This is a genomic window from Burkholderia sp. BCC0506 (genome assembly GCF_902833145.1).
Classification (GTDB): Bacteria; Pseudomonadota; Gammaproteobacteria; order Burkholderiales; family Burkholderiaceae; genus Burkholderia.
Genome location: NZ_CADFEN010000005.1, coordinates 168,193 through 188,544 on the forward strand (window position 1 = coordinate 168,193; position 20,352 = coordinate 188,544).

Sequence of the window (20,352 nt, forward strand, 5' to 3'; positions counted from 1 at the left end):
GATATCCGGCTGGCGCCATGCCGGCCGGCGCGGCAGGGACGCACGGCGCGCGCAGGCGCCGCCGCCGGCCGTGCCGCAACGGACAGGACACAGGAGACGTGGACCATGAGAATTGCGCAGATCGCCCCGCTGACCGAATCCGTGCCGCCGAAGCTGTACGGCGGCACGGAGCGCGTCGTGTCCTACATCACCGAGGCGCTCGTCGAGCTCGGCCACGACGTGACGCTGTTCGCGAGCGGCGATTCGACGACGCGGGCGAAGCTCGAACCCGTGTGGCCGCGCGCGCTGCGGCTCGATTCGTCGATCCGCGACCGGGTCGCGCCGCACATGCTGCTGATGGAGACGGTCGCGCGCCGCGCGAAGGATTTCGACGTGCTCCATTTCCACATGGACTACTACTCGTTTTCGGTCTTCAACCGGCAGGAGACGCCGTACGTGACGACGCTGCACGGCCGGCTCGACCTGCCCGAGCAGCAACCGGTGTTCGACACGTTCAACACGGCGCCGGTGATCTCGATTTCCAATGCGCAGCGCCAGCCGTTGCCGCAGGCGAAATGGCTGACGACCGTTTATCACGGGCTGCCCGATACGCTGTACATGCCGCAGCCCGTCGAGCCGCGCTATCTCGCGTTCCTCGGCCGCATCTCGCCCGAAAAACGCGTGGACACCGCGATCCGCATCGCCCGCCAGTGCGGGTTGCCGATCCGGATCGCCGCGAAGATCGACGCGGCCGACCAGGAATACTTCGATCGCGAGATCAAGCCGCTCTTCGCGTTGCCGCACGTCGAATACATCGGCGAGATCGCCGATCACGAGAAGGCCGAATTCCTGTCGGGCGCGCATGCGCTGCTGTTTCCGATCGACTGGCCCGAGCCCTTCGGCCTGGTGATGATCGAGGCGATGTCGTGCGGCACGCCGGTGATCGCGTTCAATCGCGGCGCGGTGCCCGAAGTGGTGGACGAGGGCGTGTCGGGTTTCATCGTCGAGGACGAAATCAGCGCGGTGGCCGCCGTGAACCGGCTGCACCTGCTGCCGCGTGCGCGCGTGCGGCAGCGCTTCGAGGAGCGCTTCACGTCGCGCCGGATGGCGCAGCAGTACGTGGATGTGTATCAGTCGGTGATCCGCGCGCAGAAGCGCTCGCGCTTCAAGGTGATCGACTCGACGACCTGACCGACCCGACGCGCGGCGTCGGCGGATAAAAGAACGGCGATGCCCGCAAGGACATCGCCGTTTGCGCATGCCCCGCGCGCAGCGCGCGCGGGCGATGCATCACCGTCAGATCTTGAGCTTCGTGACCTTGGTGCCGTTGATCGACACGTCGCCCATCAGGCCGGCATTGGTCAGCACGACGACCTGGATCGGCGCGGTGGCCGTGTTGGAGTCGACCGCGCCGTTCGCGCCCATCTTCACCAGTGCGACCGATGCGCCGGCGCCGGCTGCCCAGCCGTCCGAGTTGCGGAATTCGTCGAGCGCCTGCTGCGTCATGAACAGGAACACGATCGCCTTCGACTGCGCGCCGGCCTGCAGGCCGACCGACAGCGACGACGTGTTGTAGTAGCCGACGGTGCTGCCGCCGACGCGCAGCGCGCCGTTGCCGGACTGGCCGCCGACGATGAAGCCGGCCTGGATCACGTCGGGGAAGACCAGCACGCCGCGCGATTTCGCGACGAGCTCGCGCGAGCCCTTGACGGTGGAGTACATGCGCGACAGCGTGGCGTCCACGCTTGCGTCGATCGACTGACGCTTCGACGCGTTGGTCGCGGCGTTGTCCGGCTTGTCCGGGGTGGTGGTGCAACCGGTGAGCGCGAGGCTACCGACGATGAGCGCGGCGGCGGCTTTCAGCACGAGATTCCGTTTTTGCATCGTTGTTCTCCATCGGATGACGTTCGGAGTGAGTCTCGCTCAAGGAGCGGATCACGTCGGCAGTTATATCACAGCGGATTACAGCCTCTTTTCGCTGCCGCGTGAAAAAGCGTCAAATCGCGCGGCGGTGTCGCGGCGCGCCAACGGACGAAGCGTCGCGCACGCGTCACGGCGCAACGTGCGTGGTCGACGTACCGGGAACGCGGCGGTCGAGCGGAAGGCGGCGGCGCATGCGCCGCGCGTCGGTGTCAGTGCGTGACGGGGGGAACGGGCGGCTTGATCGGCGGGCGGCGCAGCGCGCGACGGATCAGCGCGATCACGACGCCGCATGCGAACAGGAACGCGGCCGGGACGACCCAGTAGCCGACGAACGCATGCCACAGGTAGCCGGCAAGCGTATTGCGGCGCACCACGTATTCGTCGCGGGCCGCCTGCTGGCGCGGCGCATTGGCGGCGAGCACGTCGGCCGGACAGCCGGCCGCGCGTGCCTCGTCAGGATTCCCGCGGCACTTCGCGGCGGCGCCCGCGGCCTGCTGCGCGTCGGTGAGCTGCCAGGTGGTCAGCGCGAGCTGCAGGTCCGCGTTGTTGTAGGCCATTTCCTCGCGGATCTCGCGCACCGCGACGATCGCGACGGGCACGGCCCAGAACACGATCACGATCAGCCAGCGCCGGAACCATCGGTGTTGTCTCCATGCCATCCATGCCTCCGTTTGACGCGCGTACGCGTCCGTCTCGAGGGCGGCCCGATGGCGCTTCTTGGTCTTGGGTGGGCCGCGTTGCAGCCATCATAGAAGAAAACGCGGCGAATTGCCGCACCCGATTTGCCGCACCATGGGGCGGGGCGGGACGACAGGCCGGGAAAACGGGGTGGGAGAGGCTGGCATGCGCGCGTCGATGCGCGTGCAACGAAAACGAAAACGAAAATGCCGCGCCCGCCGAAGCGGGGCGCGGCATTCGAGACGGGAGCGCCGGAACTCAGGCGGCCGGCTGGTTGCTCAGGCAGCTCTTCATGAACGCCTTGCGGTCGTCGCCCTTCTTGCCGGTGGCCTGCGTGTTGCACGCCTTCATCTTTTCCTGCTGCGTCATCGCCTTCGCGGGCTTCGCCGACAGGCAGTCCTTCATGAACGCCTTGCGGTCGTCGCCCGTCTTGCCGGCTGCCTGGGTGTTACAGGCTTTCATCTTGTCCTGCTGGCTGTTCGCCGCGAATGCGGGGGAAGCCAGCATGCCGCCGAGAAGCAGGGCGGCTACGAGCGATTGGATTTTCATTTCGACACTCCCATGGGGTGAATTGCGCGTGATCGACGCCGTCACGAAGTACGACGCGACGAGGACAGGGCCACATCGCACCACGCGTTCCGATTATGGCAAATCAATGTGAAAACACCAAAACGGCACTTCCTATAACGTTGCGGACGTCACGGCCGTTGACGGCGCGCACGCCGCGCAGATCGGGACAAACCATGACGTGCGGCGGCCGGCACCCGGCCGCCGTGCCGGAACCTGCCGACTTGCGGCCGCGAGCCATTACAATCGCGGCCATGAATACACCGAACACCGCATCCCCTTCGTCCGCGGCGGCGCTGCCGCGCATCGCCGTCCTCGCCACCGGCGGCACGATCGCCGGCGCCGCGCCCGACGCGGCCAGCACGGCCGGCTACCAGGCCGGCGCGCTCGGCGTCAATTTCCTGGTCGACGCCGTGCCGGCGCTCGCGTCGATCGCGCGCATCGACGCGGAGCAGGTCGCCAGCATCGACAGCAAGGATCTCGCGCTGCCGCTATGGAACACGCTCGCCGCGCGGATCGACGCGCTGATGGCCGACCCGGCGATCGACGGCATCGTGATCACCCACGGCACCGATACGCTCGAGGAAACCGCGTATGCGCTGCATCTGGTCGTCCGGGGCGACAAGCCGGTCGTGCTGACGGCCGCGATGCGGCCGGCGACCGCGCTGTCGTCGGACGGCCCGCTGAACCTGCTGAACGCGGTGACGGTGGCTGCGCATCCGGCCGCGCGCGGGCAGGGCGTGCTGGTTGCGTTCAACAACCGGATCCATGGCGCGCGCGATGTCGTGAAGACGAGCACCTATGCGGTCGACGCGTTCCAGTCGCCGGAGCTCGGCGCGCTCGGCTGGGTGCAGGACGGCCGCGTCGAATTCGCACGTCGCATCACGCGCACGCGCGACACGCAACTGACGATCGCGGCGACCTGGCCGCCGGTCGAAGTCGTCGCGAGCTATGCGGGCGCGACGCGCACGGCCGTCGACGCGCTCGTCGCGGCCGGCGTGCGCGGTCTCGTCGTCGCGGGCACCGGCAACGGATCGATCCATGCGACGCTGCAGGCGGCGCTCGCCGATGCGGTGAACGCGGGTGTGGCGGTGGTCCGGGCGTCGCGCGTCGGGTCGGGCCACGTGATGCGCAACGGCGCCGCGAGCGACGATGCGCTCGGTTTCGTGAGCGCGGGCTCGCTGCACCCGTTCAAGGCGCGCGTGCTGCTGATGCTCGCGCTCGCGAACGGCATTCGCGAGCGCGACGCCCTGCAGCGCGCGTTCGATACGCTGTGATTCGATGACGGGGCGATCGACGAGCGTCGATCGCACGGCGCGCACCGCCCATGAAAAAGGCAGGCCCTATCGGCCTGCCTTTTTTGCATCCGCCCGGCGCGAACGCTCAGGACTGCGGCGGAATCACGAGCTTCTGGCCCGGGTAGATCCGGTCCGGGCTCGACAGCATCGGCTTGTTCGCCTCGAAGATCACCGGGTACTTGTTCGCGTCGCCGTACACTTCCTTGGCGATCGCCGACAGCGTGTCGCCCGGCTTCACGTCGTGGTACTGCACTTCCGGATCGTCCGGCTGCAGATCGTCGTCGTTGACGCCCGCGACACCCTGCACGTTGCCGGCCGCGACCTTGACCTTCGCCTTCGTGTCGAGATCGGCGACGCTGCCCGACAGCGTGACGGTGCGCGATGCGCCGTCGAACGCGACGGTCAGGTTCGACGTGTCGAGACCTTGCGAGTTGATGTAGTTCTTGATCGCATCGGCCGCGGTCTGGTTCGCGGCATTCGGATCTTCCGCTGCCTGTGCATCGGCGTGACCCAGCAGTTTTTCACCCGCCTCCTTGATAAACGAAAGAAGACCCATCGTTGCACTCCTTAGGTGGTTGAAAAGAAAACGCGCCGTGAAGTGGCGAAAAAAACACCGCGCTGGATGCGGCTCCGGACGGGGCGCGCAAGCGCGGCGGTTTTCTCGAAAGGCGTGGCGAAAGTGTAGGCGTTCAACGCGACGATTGCATGAAAAATCGCACGCCCGAACGTAAAGAAATGTAATACGCGAAATCCGACAGGCGGACACCCGACGACGACGTCTGACCGACCAAGGCTTCCCCGGCGTCGCCGGGTGCCGCTGCGGACCCCACCACGCCGCTCTCAGCCCAGAGCGGCGTTTTTCGCCCCGTCCCGCATGCCGTTGGCGATGCGGGGCGGGGCGCCCCACCGTGATGCGCGCGTGCGTCGCGCATCGATGCGACCGGCCGCGGCCGAATCGCGTTGATGCATCGCGCGCGTCTGCGATCGCAGCGCGAACGCGCGTTGCGGCATCCGCGTTACGCGGCCGGCGTCTGGCCGATCTCGAAGTTAGACATGATCTCGAGCGCACGCACGAGGGCCGAGTGATCCCAGGCTTTGCCGCCGTGCGATGCGCACACGCTGAACAACTGCTGCGCGCTCGCGGTGTGCGGCAGCGCGAGGCCGAGCTTGCGTGCGCCGTCGAGCGCGAGGTTCAGATCCTTCTGGTGCAGCTCGATGCGAAAGCCCGGATCGAACGTGCGCTTGGTCATCCGCGCGCCGTGCACTTCGAGGATGCGCGACGCGGCGAAGCCGCCCATCAGCGCCTGGCGCACGCGCTCCGGATCGGCGCCCGAGCGGGCGGCGAACAGCAGCGCTTCGCCGACGGCCTCGATGTTCAGCGCGACGATGATCTGGTTGGCGACCTTGCAGGTCTGGCCCGCGCCGTTCTCGCCGACGAGCGTGATGTTCTTGCCCATCTTCTCGAACAGCGGCTTCGCGCGCTCGAACGCCTTCTCCGGGCCGCCGACCATGATCGTCAACGTCGCTTCGCGCGCGCCGACTTCGCCGCCGGACACCGGCGCGTCGAGGTAGTCGCAGCCGAGCGCGTTGATCTGCTTCGCGAATGCCTGCGTGTCGAGCGGCGAGATCGAGCTCATGTCGATCACGAGCTTGCCGGCCGTCAGGCCCTTCGCGACGCCGTCGTCGGCGAACAGCACGTTACGCACGTCGGGCGTGTCCGGCACCATCGAGATGATGATGTCGGCGTGCCGCGCGACTTCGGTCGAGTTCGCGACCACCTTCGCGCTCGCGCGCAGGTCGTCCGGAACCGGGAACGCGCCGTTCACGACGAGCTGGTGGTCGCCCTTGAGCAGGTTGCGCGCCATGTGCGCGCCCATGATGCCGAGGCCGATGAAACCGATGGTTGCCATGTGAAAGTCTCCTATGGGCTGGTAACGGGAAGGGCGCGACTCAGGCGGCGCGACGCGCCGACGCCGGTGCGCAGCCGGCGACGCTTTGCAGCCAGCCGAGGCCTTCCGTCGTGGTGGTGCGGGGCTTGTATTCGCAGCCGACGTAGCCGGCATAGCCGAGCCGGTCGAGCAGCGCGAACAGGAACGCGTAGTTGATCTCGCCCGTGCCCGGCTCGTTGCGGCCCGGGTTGTCGGCGAGCTGGACGTGGCCGATCGACGCGAGGTTGCGTTCGATCGTCGCGGCCAGTTCGCCTTCCATGCGTTGCATGTGATAGATGTCGTACTGCAGGAACAGGTTGTCCGAGCCGACCGCGCGAATCACGTCGAGCCCTTCCGACGAACGGTTCAGCGCGAAGCCCGGGATGTCGAAGCGGTTGCACGGCTCGACGAGCAGGCGGATGCCTTCGCGCTTGAGCGCATCGGCGGCGAAACGCAGGTTGTCGACGATCGTGACGAACGTCTTGTCGCGCGCGGTGCTCGCCGACGGAATGCCGACGAGGCAGTTCAGTTGCGGCACCTTCAGCGCCTTCGCGTACTCGATCGCACGGCCGACCCCTTCCTGGAATTCGCCGACGCGATCGGGCAGGCACGCGATGCCGCGCTCGCCCTGATCCCAGTTGCCGGCGGGCAGGTTGTGCAGCACGAGGCGCAGCCGGTTCGCCTCGAGCCGCTCGGCGAGCGCCTCTTTCGCGTACGGATACGGGAACAGGAACTCGACGGCGTCGAAGCCCGCGTCCGCGGCCGCCTTGAAGCGGTCGAGGAACGGCACTTCGTTGAACAGCATGGTCAGGTTTGCAGCAAACTTCGGCATGAGCTAAGCCTCTTCGGTCGGTCAGTCGGAAATGTCTGGTTCAGTCGAGCATCGAGATCGCGGTCGGGGCGTGCTCGGCCTTCTCGGCGAGATCCTCGAATTCGTTGATCGCGTCGATTTCGGTGCCCATCGAGATGTTCGTCACGCGCTCGAGGATCACTTCGACGACCACCGGCACGCTGAACTCTTCCGCGAGCGTTTGCGCCTGGCGCAGCGCGGGCTCGATCTCTTCCGGCTTGAACACGCGCAGCGCCTTGCAGCCGAGGCCTTCGGCGACCGCCACGTGGTCGACGCCGTAACCGTTCAGTTCCGGCGCGTTCACGTTGTCGAACGCGAGCTGCACGCAGTAGTCCATGTCGAACGCGCGCTGCGCCTGGCGGATCAGCCCGAGGTACGAGTTGTTCACGACGACGTGCACGTACGGCAGCTTGAATTGCGCGCCGGCCGCGAGCTCCTCGATCATGAACTGGAAGTCGTAGTCGCCGGACAGCGCGACGATCGGGCGGCCCGGATCGGCCGCGCGCACGCCGAGCGCGGCGGGGATCGTCCAGCCGAGCGGGCCGGCCTGGCCGCAGTTGATCCAGTTGCGTGCCTTGAACACGTGCAGGAACTGCGCGGCGGCGATCTGCGACAGGCCGATCGTGCTGACGTAGCACGTATCGCGGCCGAACACCTTGTTCATTTCTTCGTACACGCGCTGCGGCTTGACCGGCACGTTGTCGAAGTGCGTCTTGCGCTGCAGCGTGCGCTTGCGCGCCTGGCATTCCGAGACCCACGCGCTGCGGTCCTTCAGCTTGCCGGCGGCCTTCCACTCCTGCGCGAGCGCGACGAACAGCTCGAGCGCGGCCTTCGCGTCGGACACGATGCCGAGATCCGGGCCGAACACGCGGCCGATCTGCGTCGGCTCGATGTCGACGTGCACGAACTTGCGGCCCTTCGTGTAGACGTCGACGCTGCCCGTGTGGCGGTTCGCCCAGCGGTTGCCGATGCCGAGCACGAAGTCCGATGCGAGCATCGTCGCGTTGCCGTAGCGATGCGACGTCTGCAGGCCGACCATGCCGGCCATCAGCGGATGGTCGTCGGCAATCGCGCCCCACGACATCAGCGTCGGGATCACCGGCACGCCGACCGTTTCGGCGAACTGCACGAGCAGGTCTTCGGCGGCCGCGTTGAGCACGCCGCCGCCCGACACGATCAGCGGCTTGTCCGCGTCGTTGAGCATCGCGAGCGCCTTCTCGATCTGCGCGCGGGTGGCCGCGGGCTTGTAGACCGGCAGCGGTTCGTACGTGTCGATGTCGAATTCGATTTCGGCGAGCTGCACGTCGATCGGCAGGTCGACCAGCACCGGGCCCGGACGGCCCGAGCGCATCAGGTGGAACGCCTGCTGGAACACGCGCGGCACGAGCGCCGGCTCGCGCACGGTGACGGCCCACTTCGTGACCGGCTTCGCGATCGATTCGATGTCGACGGCCTGGAAGTCTTCCTTGTACAGACGTGCGCGCGGCGCCTGGCCCGTGATCGCGAGGATCGGAATCGAGTCGGCGGACGCGGAGTAGAGGCCGGTGATCATGTCGGTGCCGGCGGGGCCCGACGTGCCGATGCATACGCCGATGTTGCCCGGCGCCGCACGCGTGAAGCCTTCGGCCATGTGCGATGCGCCTTCGACGTGGCGCGCGAGCACGTGGCTGATGCCGCCCGACTTGCGCATGGCCGAGTAGAACGGGTTGATCGCTGCGCCCGGCACGCCGAACGCGGTCTGGATGCCTTCCTTCTCGAGCACGAGTACGGCTGCGTCGACGGCTCTCATCTTGGCCATGAATGTCTCCTTGAATGTGGCGGATCTTGCGGATCGGTCTGTTGAGGACACTTTAGGGATACCGGAAAGGTTTGATAAGATCCGCCGAAGTCGCTTATTTCGAAACTAAAAGTATGGAATGACGGCCGGACGGGGCTTCGCGCCGGCGTCGGAACGGAGACGGAGACGAGAGATGGACCGCTTCAAGCAGATCGAGACGTTCGTGCGGGTCGCCGATGCCGGCAGCCTCGCGGCCGCGGCGCTCGAGGAGGGCGTGTCGCCGGTGGTGCTCGGGCGGCGCATCGACGCGCTCGAAAAACGCCTCGGCGTGAAGCTGATGTACCGCTCGACGCGGCGGCTGGTCGTCAGCGAGGAGGGCGCCGCGTTCCTCGAACGCTGCCGCGGGCTGCTGTCCGAGTGGGACCAGGCCGAGAACGAGCTGGCCGCCGGGCGGCGCGCGGTGAGCGGCCACCTGATCGTGTCGGCGCCGGCCGCGTTCGGGCGCAAGCACGTCGCGCCGCATGCGCCCGGCTTCCTCGCCGACAAGCCCGAGATGCAGCTGTCGTTCAACCTGACCGACCGTGTCGTCGACCTCGTGCGCGAGGGCTACGACCTGTCGATCCGGATCGGCGGCGCGGTCGACCCGAACTTCGTCGCGGTGAAGCTCGCGTCGAACCGGCGCGTCGTGTGCGGCACACCCGAGTATTTCCGCAAGCACGGCCGGCCGAAATCCCTCGACGACCTGCTGAAGCACAACTGTCTCGCATTCAACCTGCAGGGCGGCCAGAACCGCGGCTGGTATTTCCAGCGTCACGGCAGGATCGCGACGATGCGCGTGACCGGCAATCTCGACTGCAACGACGGCGAGCTGCTGCACCGCTGGGTGGCCGAAGGGCTCGGGCTCGGCTGGCGTTCGACGTGGGAAATCGCCGCGCAGCTCGAAACGGGCGAACTCGAGACCGTGCTCGACGAATATGCGCTGCCCGACTACGACATCCTCGCGGTCTACCCGCAGCAGCGCTACGTGCCGGCGCGCGTGCGCTATTTCATCGACTATCTGCGCGAAGCGTACGCGCGCCCCGGCTACTGGAGCACCACGCCGTAACGGGCGGGCCGCCCGGCCGCCCGGCGATTTTTTTACGCTTCATGCGCCCGGCGCGGGAATAAACTCGACGCAGCGGCGGTAAGGTCATCGAGCGCGCACGCTGCCGGTCTGTCCGGGCGCCGTGCGCGGAACGGGCGCGGCGTCGGCCGCCGGGACCAGGGAGGCCATGTGGGGCAAGCCGGACAGGCGGTCGATGAACGGGCGGCGGACGATGCGATCGCGCGCGGCGAGCGGTTTCGCGCGCTCGTGCTGCCGCATCTCGACGCCGCGTACAACCTCGCGCGCTGGCTGAGCGGCAGCGCCGGCGATGCGGACGACGTCGTCCAGGACGCGTGCATGCGCGCGCTGCGCTTCGTCGATTCGTGTCGGGGCGACAACGCGCGGCCGTGGCTGCTGACGATCGTGCGCCACACCTGGTACACCGAGTGGCGGCGGCGTACGCATGCGCACGAGGTCGCGCTGCCCGACACGCTCGACGACGCCGACGTCCCGGACGACTGGCAGCCGGCGACGGAGGACCCGCTCGCGCACCTGCTGCGCGGCGAGAACGTACGGCTCGTGAATGCCGCGCTCGCGAAGCTGCCGCCCGAATACCGCGAGGTGCTCGTGCTGCGCGAGATGGAGGACCTGAGCTACCGCGAGATCGCGGCGATCGCGGACGTGCCGGTCGGCACGGTGATGTCGCGGCTCGCGCGCGGCCGGCGCAAGCTCGCCGCGCTGCTGGACGGCGCGCCGGCGTCCGAAGGCCGGCCGGGCCGTGCGCCGGCGAGCGGAACCGCATCGGAGGCTATCGATGGACTGTAACGAAGCGCGAGCGTTGCTGGACGCGGACGTCGACCGCGAGCTGTCGGCGCCCGATGCGTTGCGGGTCCAGCAGCATGTCGAACGGTGCGATGCGTGCCGCCGCGAGCGCGCGCGGATCGTCACGCTGGTGCAGGCGGTGCGGCAGGCCGATTATCACCGGGCGCCCGACGCGCTGCGGGCGAGCATCCTCGCGAGCCTGCCGGCTGCGGCGGACGCGCGCGCTCATGAGCCGTCGCGGGCCGAGCCGCGGCCTGAACCCGAGTCGCCGCGGCGGCCGCCGCGCGGACGCGACTGGTTCGCCCGGCTGACCGGGCGTGGCGGGTTGGCGCGCCCGGGGGCGGCCGGCTCCGGCCCACGCGTGGCCGCGCTGCCGGGGCTCGGCTGGGGCGTCGCATTGCTGATGGCGGTCGCGGCGGCGGGCGGCATGGCGTGGTCGGCCCGCCACGCCGACACCGACCGAACGGTCGACGAACTGGTCGCGAGCCACGTGCGGGCCGACCTGTCGGCGCGCGACATCGACGTGATCTCGACCGACCGGCACACGGTCAAGCCTTGGTTCAACGGCCGGCTCGACTATGCGCCGCCGGTCGAGGATCTCGCGGCGAGCGGCTTCGCGCTGGTCGGCGGCCGGCTCGACTACGTCGGGCGGCGCCGCGTCGCGGTGCTCGTCTACCGCCACCGGCAGCACGTGATCGACGTCTATGTGCAGCCGGCCGGCGAACGGCCGGCGGTCCCGTACGCGACCGTGTCGCAGGGCTATGCGCTCGACCGCTGGGATGCGGCCGGGATGACGTGGTGGGCCGTGACCGACGCCGAGCCATCGGCGCTCGCGGCGTTCCGGACGGCCCTCGACGCGCGGCTGGCCGGCACGCGCAGCGAGTGACCGTGCGGCGGCGGAGCCGGCGCATTCGTGTTCCGACCCCGTCCGTACAAGGGCCGAGCGAAGGGCGCGTGCACCGGCATGCCCGTTCAAGTCTTTGAAAACACGGCCGAATCCGTTCGGTAAGCCTCGATTTGCCTTGCGTGCGCCCCGTAATCGGGTTAGAATCTTCGGCTTCTCACTTGCCACACCGGTTCAGACGCCCGGGTGGCTTCAATCCACAAGGAGTGTGTAATGCGTCATTACGAAATCGTCTTCATCGTGCACCCCGATCAAAGCGAGCAAGTGCCCGCGATGATCGAGCGCTACAAGTCCACGATCACGTCGCACGGCGGTCAGATCCACCGTGTCGAAGACTGGGGCCGTCGCCAACTGGCCTACATGATCGAGAAACTCGCGAAGGCTCACTACGTCTGCATGAACATCGAGTGCGACCAGACGACGCTCGACGAACTCGAACACGCGTTCAAGTTCAACGACGCCGTGCTGCGTCACCTCATCGTCAAGATGAAGAAGGCCGAAACCGGCCCGTCGCCGATGATGAAGGAAGTTCAGCGCGAAGAAGCCAAGAAGGCGGCTGCAGCTCAGCCGGCCGAAGCGCAGGCTTAAGTTCGTCACTTATTAAGCCATCAAGGAGCGCGCCACTCACGTGAACAGGTTGCAATTGACGGCGAGCGTCGTCGAACGCGCACCGGTGCGATATACGCCGGCTGGTGTTCCGATCGCAAGCGCCACGTTGCATCACCGCACGGAAGTCGTCGAAGCAGGCATTCCCCGTCAGGTCGACATGACGATCGAGGCGGTGGCGGCCGGTGAGGCGAGCGGCAAGCTGGAAAGCCGTGAAATGGGCGTCGAAACGCTGTTCACGGGCTTCCTGGCAAAGAAAAGCCGCAACGCGAGAACCTTGGTGTTTCACATCACAGCATTGCAGGACATTGGAAAGGACTGAAATCATGCCCCGCCCGACTGGTAAGAAATTCGACAAGCGTCGTCAGCAACAAAACCCGCTCTTCAAGCGCAAGAAGTTCTGCCGTTTCACGGCTGCAGGCGTCGAGCAGATCGACTACAAGGACACGGAAACGCTGAAGGACTTCATCGGCGAAAACGGCAAGATCACGCCGGCTCGCCTGACGGGTACGAAGGCGCACTATCAGCGTCAGCTGGATACGGCCATCAAGCGTGCGCGTTTCCTCGCGCTGCTGCCGTACACCGATCAGCACAAGGCGTAATCAGGCGACGCAATAAGGAGAATTCGAATGCAAATCATTCTGTTGGAAAAAGTCGCCAATCTGGGCAACCTCGGCGACATCGTCAAGGTCAAGGACGGTTACGCTCGCAACTTCCTGATCCCGAACCGCAAGGCTCGCCGTGCAACGAAGGAAGCGATCGCCGAATTCGAAGTGCGCCGCGCCGAGCTCGAAAAGATCGCCGCTGAAAAGCTGGCGGCATCGCAGGCAGTCGGCGAGAAGCTGAACGGCCAGTCGTTCGAAATCACGCAGAAGTCGGGCGTCGACGGCCGTCTGTTCGGCTCGGTCACGAACGGCGACGTCGCGGAACTGCTGAAGAAGGCAGGCTACGAAGTCGAGAAGCTGCAAGTGCGCATGCCGGAAGGCCCGCTGAAGATGATCGGCGAGCACAACGTCCAGGTCGCGCTGCACACGGACGTCGTCGTCGACGTCACGATCAACGTGATCGGCGACCACGCGTAAGCATACGCAAGCTTGCCGGGCGGCTTCCGCCGTCCGGACAAGGGCAGGCGCCCGGGCAACCGGGGCCTGCCTTTTTTATTGCCCAATCGCCGGCAAGCGGTGGTAGCGCTGCCGCCATCTATTCGCGATAATCCCAACCCATGAACGCGCCGCAAGATCCCCAAATCGAATCGCTGAAAGTCCCGCCGCATTCGGTAGAAGCCGAGCAGTCGGTGCTCGGCGGCCTGTTGCTCGACAACGCGGCATGGGACCGGATTGCCGACTTCCTGTCGCAGGGCGACTTCTACCGCTACGACCACCGGATCATCTACGAGCACATCGGCCGCCTGATCGCGTCGACGCGCCCGGCCGACGTCGTGACCGTGTACGAAGCGCTGACCACGTCCGGCAAGGCCGACGACGTCGGCGGGCTCGCGTACCTGAACGCGCTCGCGCAGAACACGCCGAGCGCCGCGAACATCCGCCGCTATGCGGAAATCGTGCGCGACCGCGCGGTGCTGCGCCGGCTGGTGTCGGTCGCCGACGAGATCTCGGCCGACGCCTTCAATCCGCAGGGCAAGGAAGTCCGCCAACTGCTCGACGAAGCCGAGTCGAAGGTGTTCTCGATCGCCGAAGAGGGCGCGCGCGGCAACCAGGGCTTCCTCGAGATCGGCCCGCTGCTCACGCAGGTGGTCGAGCGCATCGACACGCTGTACCACACCGCGAACCCGAGCGACGTCACCGGCACGCCGACGGGCTTCGTCGACCTCGACCGGATGACGTCCGGGATGCACGGCGGCGAGCTGATCATCGTGGCCGGACGGCCGTCGATGGGTAAGACCGCGTTCTCGATGAACATCGGCGAATATGTCGCGGTCGAGTACGGGTTGCCGGTCGCGGTGTTCTCGATGGAAATGCCGGGCACCCAGCTCGTGATGCGTATGCTCGGCTCGATCGGCCGGCTCGACCAGCACCGGATGCGCACGGGCCGCCTGACGGACGAGGACTGGCCGAAACTGACGCACGCGGTGCAGAAGATGAGCGAGGCGCAGCTGTTCATCGACGAGACGGGCGGCCTGAACCCGATGGAATTGCGCTCGCGCGCGCGGCGCCTGGCGCGGCAATGCGGCAAGCTCGGCCTGATCATCGTCGACTACCTGCAGCTGATGTCGGGTTCGTCGCAGGGCGAAAACCGCGCGACCGAAATTTCGGAAATCTCGCGATCGCTGAAGAGCCTCGCGAAGGAGCTCGACGTGCCGGTGATCGCGCTGTCGCAGTTGAACCGCGGTCTCGAACAGCGCCCGAACAAGCGGCCGGTGATGTCGGATTTGCGCGAATCGGGCGCAATCGAACAGGATGCGGACGTGATCCTGTTCATTTATCGCGATGAGGTCTACAATCCCGACAGCCCTGACAAGGGGACGGCCGAAATCATCATCGGCAAGCAGCGTAACGGCCCGATCGGGCCCGTTCGGCTCACGTTCCTGGGGCAATACACGAAGTTCGACAATTTTGCCGGGGCGCAGACCTTCTACGGCGAGTAAAGCCGGTTGTAAACACCTATTTCGCCAAATGTTGTATCCCATCCCGGCGTGCGCACATGCGCACGTCGCGTCGCGACCGGAACCGGTACAATGTCGCCCGTTTTCGTGACAGTAGTTTGACAATCTCTCAGGAATCCCATGTTCGGTCGATTCATGCCCACCGAGGGCAAGTTCTTTGAACTCTTCAACTCGCACGCGAAGCACATCGTTTCCGGTGGCCGCGAGCTCGAACTGCTGATCGACAATCTCGCCGACGCCGAGATTCACAAGCAAAACGTGCAAATCGCCGAGAAGGCCGCCGACAAGCTCACGCACGAGGCGATCGATCTGCTGCACAAGACCTTCATCACGCCGCTCGATCGCGACGAGATCCACAAGCTGATCACGACGATGGACGACATCCTCGACCTGATGGAAGACGTCGCGACGGCCGTGTCGCTGTACGACGTGCAGTCCGTCACGTCCGAGGCGAGCCAGCTCGCGCACATCGTCACGCAGTCGGCGCAGCACGTGCAGCAGGCCGTCGGCTTGCTGTCCGACATGAAGCAGTCCGCGCAGATCCTCAAGCAATGCGAGGAAATCGATCGCTGGGAGTCGGAAGCCGACCGCGTGCTGCGCGCGGCGATGTCGAAGCTGTTCCGCGAGGAAGACGACGTGAAGACGCTCATCAAGCTGAAGGCGATCTACGAGCTGCTCGAGGAGATCACCGACAAGTGCGAGGACGTCGCGAACATCATCGAAGGCATCGTGCTGGAAAACGCCTGAGCGGACCACGATGCATTCGATACAACTCGCCCTATGGATGGTCGCGACGCTGGTGCTCGTCGCGCTCGTATTCGACTTCATGAACGGCTTTCACGACGCGGCGAACTCGATCGCCACCGTCGTGTCGACCGGGGTGCTGAAGCCCCAGCAGGCCGTGGTGTTCGCGGCCGCGTTCAACGTGATCGCGTACTTCATCTTCCACCTGAAAGTCGCGCAGACCGTCGGTAAAGGCACGATCGATCCCGAAATCGTCGACCATTACGTCGTGTTCGGCGCGCTGGTCGGCGCGATCGGCTGGAACGTGATCACGTGGTACTACGGGATTCCGTCGAGCTCGTCGCACGCGCTGATCGGCGGCCTCGTCGGCGCGGCGCTCGCGAAATCGGGCTGGAGTTCGCTGAACGTCGACGGGCTGCTGAAGACGATCGCGTTCATCTTCATTTCGCCGCTGCTCGGTTTCATCCTCGGTTCGCTGTTCATGCTCGGCGTGTCGTGGCTGTATTTTCGTACCGCGCCCAGCAAGGTCGACCGGCGTTTCCGCCGGCTGCAGCTGCTGTCGGCCGGCCTGTACAGCCTGGGCCACGGCGGCAACGATGCGCAGAAGACGATCGGCATCATCTGGATGCTGCTGATCGCGAGCGGCTACGCGTCGGCGACCGCCGATGCGCCGCCGGCATGGGTGATCGGCGCGTGCTACCTGTCGATGGGCCTCGGCACGCTGTTCGGCGGCTGGCGCATCGTGCGCACGATGGGCCAGAAGATCACGAAGCTCAAGCCGGTCGGCGGTTTCTGCGCGGAAAGCGGTGGCGCGATCACGCTGTTCGTCGCGTCGTTCCTCGGTATTCCCGTCTCGACCACGCACACGATCACCGGCGCGATCGTCGGTGTCGGCGCGACGCAGAAGCTGTCGGCCGTGCGCTGGGGCGTCGCCGGCAACATCGTGTGGGCATGGGTGCTGACGCTGCCGGCCGCCGCGCTGTTCGCGGCCGGCGGGTGGTGGCTCGGGCACCAGATCTTCTGATCGCCGACGCTGCCTGATCGACGCGAAACGCGCCGCAAGCCGAAAGGCTGCGGCGCGTTTTTTTGAGGCGTGGAAGCATGCGGCGAAGCGGTGGGCGGATGCCGCCAACGTCGAGATCGCCGCGGTTCGAGCAACCGGTCAGTAGCTGCCGTTCGCAAACCGCGCGATCGGATCGTCCGCCGTACCGGTGCGTGGGCTGACGGGCGCGGATTGTGTCGACGCACGCCATACCTGCACAGGCGCAGGCTCGATACTGCGCGGGGCCGCCGGCGCGGCGGCGGGCGGCGGTTCGGCATCGAAGGCGGCGGCCTGGGCGGCCGTCAGTGCGGTCGTCGGAATCTGCGTGCCGACTTCCGCCGGCGCGGCCGCGGCTGCATTGGCCGTCATCGCGGGCATCGCGTCATCCACCGACGCGGCTTGCTGTTGGGCTGCCTGCATTCGCGGTGGCGGCGGTTCGTACGGATCGACAGTCGGTGCAGCGGCGGCAGCCGTCACGACCGGCGTGGGCAGGGTGGCTGGAGCCGGCGCCTGCGTCGCTCCCGCTTGCGCCGACGCCGCCGGCTGCCGCGGCGCGACAGCGGCGGTCACGACCGCCGACGCGGCCGCGACCGCCGCCGGATTGCGCGGCTCGTCGCGCTTGGCTTCGTAGGTCGGCGCATCGAACGGCGTCGGGGCCGAGCGCGGCGGCGCGACCCGGCGAATGCCGTCGAAGCGCTTGGCCCAGTACGGATTCGTCAGATAATCGAGCCGCACGGTGCCGCCCGTCGACGGTGCGTTGACGAAGCGCAACTTGCCGACATAGATGCCGACGTGCGAATGCGGCCGTCCGGTCGTATTGAAGAAAATCAGGTCGCCCGGCGCGATCTGGTCGGGTTCGATCGACACGCCGCGGCCGCTCATGTCGGCGGTCGTGCGCGGCAGGTTCACGTCGGCCGCGCGGCCGATCACGTAGCGTACGAGCCCGCTGCAGTCGAAGCCGCTCGCCGGCGTGTTGCCGCCCCAGCGATACGGGACGCCGACGAGGCTCATCGCCTGGATCGAGATTTCTTCCTGGCCGACGCTGTGGTCGACGAATTTCGGGAAATTGGCCGGCGCCGGGAATGCACGCGGCGTCGTGATCTTCATGCCCGAAGCGGACCGCGATGCCGACTGCGGCGGCACGCTGGAGCAGGCCGCAAGCAGGCAGACGACGACGACGGGAACGCAGATTCGAAGCATGGCAAGACGGGCGAGCGGCGCGCTCGCGAATCGTATGACAACAGACAGACCCGATGGTAGACGCTCCGGCGGGGCTTGAGCAACCATTCCTGAGAATTTACTTGAAGTTTCGCGCGTAAACTGCGTTGTTGCGTGACGAAGCGTTACCTTTGAATTCGACCCCAAATAAAAACGGCGCTCCAAAACGGAGCGCCGCATGGCGTCGAAAGCCGGCCGACCGGCCGGCCCGAGCGTTACAGAATGTCCGACGCGTAGTCGGCGAGCCGCGAGCGTTCGCCGCGCGCGAGCGTCACGTGGCCGCTGTGGCCCCAGCCCTTGAAGCGGTCGACGACGTAGGTCAGGCCCGAGCTACCTTCGGTGAGGTAGGGCGTGTCGATCTGCGCGATGTTGCCGAGGCACACGATCTTCGTGCCGGGGCCCGCGCGCGTGACGAGCGTCTTCATCTGCTTCGGCGTCAGGTTCTGCGCCTCGTCGATGATCAGGTACTTGTCGACGAACGTACGGCCGCGCATGAAGTTCATGCTCTTCACCTTCAGGCGCGAACGGATCAGTTCCTGCGTTGCCGCACGGCCCCATTCGCCGGCCGCGTCGTCGGTCTTCTGCAGCACTTCGAGGTTGTCGTCGAATGCACCCATCCACGGCTGCATCTTCTCTTCCTCGGTGCCCGGCAGGAAACCGATGTCCTCGCCGACGGGCACGGTCGCGCGCGTCACGATGATCTCGTTGTAGCGCTTGTCGTCGAGCACCTGCGCGAGGCCGGCCGCGAGCGCGACGAGCGTCTTGCCGGTGCCGGCCTGGCCGAGCAGCGTGACGAAGTCGATCTCCGGGTTCATCAGCAGGTTCAGCGCGAAATTCTGCTCGCGGTTGCGCGCGGTGATGCCCCACACGTTGTTCTTGTGGTGGCTGTAGTCGCGCAGCGTCTGCAGTAGCGCCGTCTTGCCGTTCAGCTCGCGGACGATCGCGTGGAACGTCGGCTCGCCGTTCTGCGGCTCGAGATAGACGAACTCGTTGACGAGCATCGACGCGACGAGCGGGCCGGTCACGCGGTAGTACGTGGTGCCCGTCTTCGTGTCCTGCCAGCTCTCCATCCCCTTCGCGTGCTTGGTCCAGAAATCCTGCGGCAGTTCGCGCACGCCGTTGTACAGGAGATCCGAATCCTCGAGCACCTGGTCGTTGAAGTAGTCTTCCGCGGGCAGGCCGAGCGCGTGCGCCTTGATCCGCATGTTGATGTCTTTCGACACCAGCACGACCTGGCGATCGGGCCGGTCGCGCTGCAGCGCGCGCACGACGCCGAGGATCTGGTTGTCGGCCTTGCCTTCGGGCAAGCCTTCGACCGGCGCGATGTCGGCGAGCTTCGTCTGGAAGTACAGGCGGCCGAGCGCGTCGCGGCTGCCGAGACGCGACAGCGGAATGCCGTCCGTGATCGGGCCGCCGTCGGCGACGAGCGCGTCGAGCGTGCGGCTGACCTGGCGGGCGTTGCGCGCGACCTCGGACATCCCCTTCTTGTGGTTGTCGAGTTCCTCGAGCGTCATCATCGGCAGATAGACGTCGTGTTCCTCGAAGCGGAAGAGGCTGCTCGGGTCGTGCATCAGCACGTTGGTGTCGAGCACGAACAGTTTCTGCTGTTCGGTTTCGGCGGGCTTGCGGCTGCGCGACTTCGTCGCGGCGCCGGCATCGCGCGCGGGCGCGGTGGCCGGTTTGCCGGCGGCCGGCTTGTCGTTGCGTGCCACCGCCGGCGCCGCGGGTTCGGCGGGCGCCGGCAGCGGCTGCAGCAGTGCGGCCGTCTGTTTGGTCTTGCGGCCGCGCGCGGGTGCGCTCGCGGCGTCGGGCGCCGAAGACGCGACGGCACGCAGCGGCGCGGCCGTGTTCGCGGCTTCGATCATCGGTTGGGCCACGCTCGCCGGACCGTAGTCACCGGCTGTGGATGCGTCCCCTTCGGCGGATTTCTTCGCGGCTTTCGCGGGCCGCGCTTTCGCCTTGTATTCGTCGGGCGGCAGCAGGCTGCCGAGCTTGCTGGGGGGGGTAGGCAAAGGCATGGTGTCCCTCGGGAGGAATCGTGTCGCATGGCGTGCGCCGCTGATCGCATCCTGCGTGACGTAGACGCATGCAGTTTGCGCGCGGTGGCGCACAGGAATTTCGTCTAGCCGGTTCGCCTAAGTGTCGATCAGCTCCTCGATGCGGTAAGGGCCGGACCGGGGCGGGCCGGCGCGCGTTCCATAAAAAAAGCCGCTGCCCCGTCGACAGGGACATGCGGCTCGGCTGATACCGTCGTGATGCGCGTCAGGTGCCGGCAAGCAGGGCAACGGGCACCGGCGCAGCTACGAGAA

At 66.8% G+C, this 20,352-nt stretch carries 21 protein-coding genes and 1 pseudogene; 13 read left to right on the forward strand and 9 right to left on the reverse strand.

Annotated features, from left to right (window positions below):
* The first annotated feature begins 105 nt into the window (after positions 1 to 105).
* Positions 106 to 1,170: a glycosyltransferase family 4 protein gene (locus HWX62_RS13290; protein WP_175928993.1), complete on the forward strand. Its 1,065-nt coding sequence runs from the start codon at positions 106 to 108 to the stop codon at positions 1,168 to 1,170.
* Between the two features lie 105 nt (positions 1,171 to 1,275).
* Here HWX62_RS13290 and HWX62_RS13295 read toward each other — a convergent pair whose 3' ends face one another.
* The 3 genes from HWX62_RS13295 to HWX62_RS13305 form a co-directional block, all read right to left on the reverse strand.
* Complete coding sequence (locus HWX62_RS13295; protein WP_175928994.1) at positions 1,276 to 1,863, reverse strand: YSC84-related protein; 588 nt, start codon at positions 1,861 to 1,863, stop codon at positions 1,276 to 1,278.
* A 248-nt stretch (positions 1,864 to 2,111) separates the two neighbouring features.
* On the reverse strand, positions 2,112 to 2,561 hold the full coding sequence (locus HWX62_RS13300; RefSeq protein WP_175928995.1) for a hypothetical protein: 450 nt from the start codon (positions 2,559 to 2,561) through the stop codon (positions 2,112 to 2,114).
* 277 nt (positions 2,562 to 2,838) lie between these two features.
* Positions 2,839 to 3,129, reverse strand: coding sequence for a PsiF family protein (locus HWX62_RS13305; RefSeq protein WP_175928996.1), 291 nt, complete (start codon positions 3,127 to 3,129; stop codon positions 2,839 to 2,841).
* Between the two features lie 272 nt (positions 3,130 to 3,401).
* On the opposite strand from HWX62_RS13305, the gene HWX62_RS13310 reads away from it, so the two are divergent.
* Positions 3,402 to 4,424, forward strand: a complete 1,023-nt coding sequence (locus tag HWX62_RS13310) for an asparaginase (protein WP_175928998.1) — start codon at positions 3,402 to 3,404, stop codon at positions 4,422 to 4,424.
* A 106-nt stretch (positions 4,425 to 4,530) separates the two neighbouring features.
* Here the strand turns inward: HWX62_RS13310 and lysM are convergent, their stop codons facing one another.
* The 4 genes from lysM to gcl form a co-directional block, all read right to left on the reverse strand.
* The gene (gene lysM / locus HWX62_RS13315) at positions 4,531 to 5,001 is read right to left on the reverse strand and encodes a peptidoglycan-binding protein LysM (protein ID WP_078041126.1); all 471 of its coding nucleotides are present in this window, start codon (positions 4,999 to 5,001) and stop codon (positions 4,531 to 4,533) included.
* Between the two features lie 460 nt (positions 5,002 to 5,461).
* Complete coding sequence (locus HWX62_RS13320; protein WP_279610464.1) at positions 5,462 to 6,508, reverse strand: 2-hydroxy-3-oxopropionate reductase; 1,047 nt, start codon at positions 6,506 to 6,508, stop codon at positions 5,462 to 5,464.
* Positions 6,396 to 7,205 carry a hydroxypyruvate isomerase gene (hyi, locus tag HWX62_RS13325; RefSeq protein WP_175929002.1) on the reverse strand — a complete coding sequence of 270 codons (810 nt, stop codon included), beginning with the start codon at positions 7,203 to 7,205 and terminating at the stop codon, positions 6,396 to 6,398. The genes HWX62_RS13320 and hyi overlap by 113 nt, the downstream gene beginning before the upstream one ends.
* Before the next feature lie 40 nt (positions 7,206 to 7,245).
* A complete protein-coding gene (gcl, locus tag HWX62_RS13330; protein WP_175929005.1) occupies positions 7,246 to 9,021 on the reverse strand; it encodes a glyoxylate carboligase in 1,776 nt (591 codons plus the stop codon).
* A gap of 172 nt (positions 9,022 to 9,193) precedes the next feature.
* Between gcl and HWX62_RS13335 the strand changes: the two genes are divergently transcribed.
* The 10 genes from HWX62_RS13335 to HWX62_RS13380 all read left to right on the forward strand — a co-directional run bounded on the left by HWX62_RS13335 (position 9,194) and on the right by HWX62_RS13380 (position 16,807).
* A complete protein-coding gene (locus HWX62_RS13335) occupies positions 9,194 to 10,105 on the forward strand; it encodes a LysR family transcriptional regulator (protein WP_175929006.1) in 912 nt (303 codons plus the stop codon).
* 168 nt (positions 10,106 to 10,273) lie between these two features.
* A complete protein-coding gene (locus HWX62_RS13340) occupies positions 10,274 to 10,909 on the forward strand; it encodes an RNA polymerase sigma factor (protein ID WP_175929007.1) in 636 nt (211 codons plus the stop codon).
* Complete coding sequence (locus HWX62_RS13345; protein ID WP_175929009.1) at positions 10,899 to 11,792, forward strand: zf-HC2 domain-containing protein; 894 nt, start codon at positions 10,899 to 10,901, stop codon at positions 11,790 to 11,792. Before HWX62_RS13340 ends, HWX62_RS13345 begins: the two co-directional genes overlap by 11 nt.
* Before the next feature lie 231 nt (positions 11,793 to 12,023).
* Positions 12,024 to 12,398, forward strand: coding sequence for a 30S ribosomal protein S6 (rpsF, locus tag HWX62_RS13350; protein WP_006486255.1), 375 nt, complete (start codon positions 12,024 to 12,026; stop codon positions 12,396 to 12,398).
* A gap of 40 nt (positions 12,399 to 12,438) precedes the next feature.
* On the forward strand, positions 12,439 to 12,738 hold the full coding sequence (priB, locus tag HWX62_RS13355; protein WP_011885023.1) for a primosomal replication protein N: 300 nt from the start codon (positions 12,439 to 12,441) through the stop codon (positions 12,736 to 12,738).
* 4 nt (positions 12,739 to 12,742) lie between these two features.
* On the forward strand, positions 12,743 to 13,018 hold the full coding sequence (gene rpsR, locus HWX62_RS13360; protein ID WP_006486248.1) for a 30S ribosomal protein S18: 276 nt from the start codon (positions 12,743 to 12,745) through the stop codon (positions 13,016 to 13,018).
* Positions 13,019 to 13,045: 27 nt separating this feature from the next.
* The gene (rplI, locus tag HWX62_RS13365) at positions 13,046 to 13,498 is read left to right on the forward strand and encodes a 50S ribosomal protein L9 (RefSeq protein WP_006486256.1); all 453 of its coding nucleotides are present in this window, start codon (positions 13,046 to 13,048) and stop codon (positions 13,496 to 13,498) included.
* A 140-nt stretch (positions 13,499 to 13,638) separates the two neighbouring features.
* Positions 13,639 to 15,021: a replicative DNA helicase gene (locus HWX62_RS13370; protein WP_006486249.1), complete on the forward strand. Its 1,383-nt coding sequence runs from the start codon at positions 13,639 to 13,641 to the stop codon at positions 15,019 to 15,021.
* Positions 15,022 to 15,159: 138 nt separating this feature from the next.
* The gene (locus HWX62_RS13375; RefSeq protein ID WP_006486252.1) at positions 15,160 to 15,786 is read left to right on the forward strand and encodes a DUF47 domain-containing protein; all 627 of its coding nucleotides are present in this window, start codon (positions 15,160 to 15,162) and stop codon (positions 15,784 to 15,786) included.
* Positions 15,787 to 15,796: 10 nt separating this feature from the next.
* The gene (locus HWX62_RS13380) at positions 15,797 to 16,807 is read left to right on the forward strand and encodes an inorganic phosphate transporter (RefSeq protein WP_006486254.1); all 1,011 of its coding nucleotides are present in this window, start codon (positions 15,797 to 15,799) and stop codon (positions 16,805 to 16,807) included.
* 138 nt (positions 16,808 to 16,945) lie between these two features.
* Here HWX62_RS13380 and HWX62_RS13385 read toward each other — a convergent pair whose 3' ends face one another.
* Positions 16,946 to 18,025: a C40 family peptidase gene (locus HWX62_RS13385; RefSeq protein WP_175929010.1), complete on the reverse strand. Its 1,080-nt coding sequence runs from the start codon at positions 18,023 to 18,025 to the stop codon at positions 16,946 to 16,948.
* Between the two features lie 233 nt (positions 18,026 to 18,258).
* The gene (locus HWX62_RS13390) at positions 18,259 to 20,061 is read right to left on the reverse strand and encodes a PhoH family protein (protein ID WP_175929011.1); all 1,803 of its coding nucleotides are present in this window, start codon (positions 20,059 to 20,061) and stop codon (positions 18,259 to 18,261) included.
* On the opposite strand from HWX62_RS13390, the pseudogene HWX62_RS33305 reads away from it, so the two are divergent.
* A pseudogene (locus HWX62_RS33305) lies at positions 19,957 to 20,183 on the forward strand (hypothetical protein); the annotation flags it as partial. The gene HWX62_RS13390 and the pseudogene HWX62_RS33305 sit on opposite strands and share 105 nt — an antisense overlap.
* Positions 20,184 to 20,352: the final 169 nt, after the last annotated feature.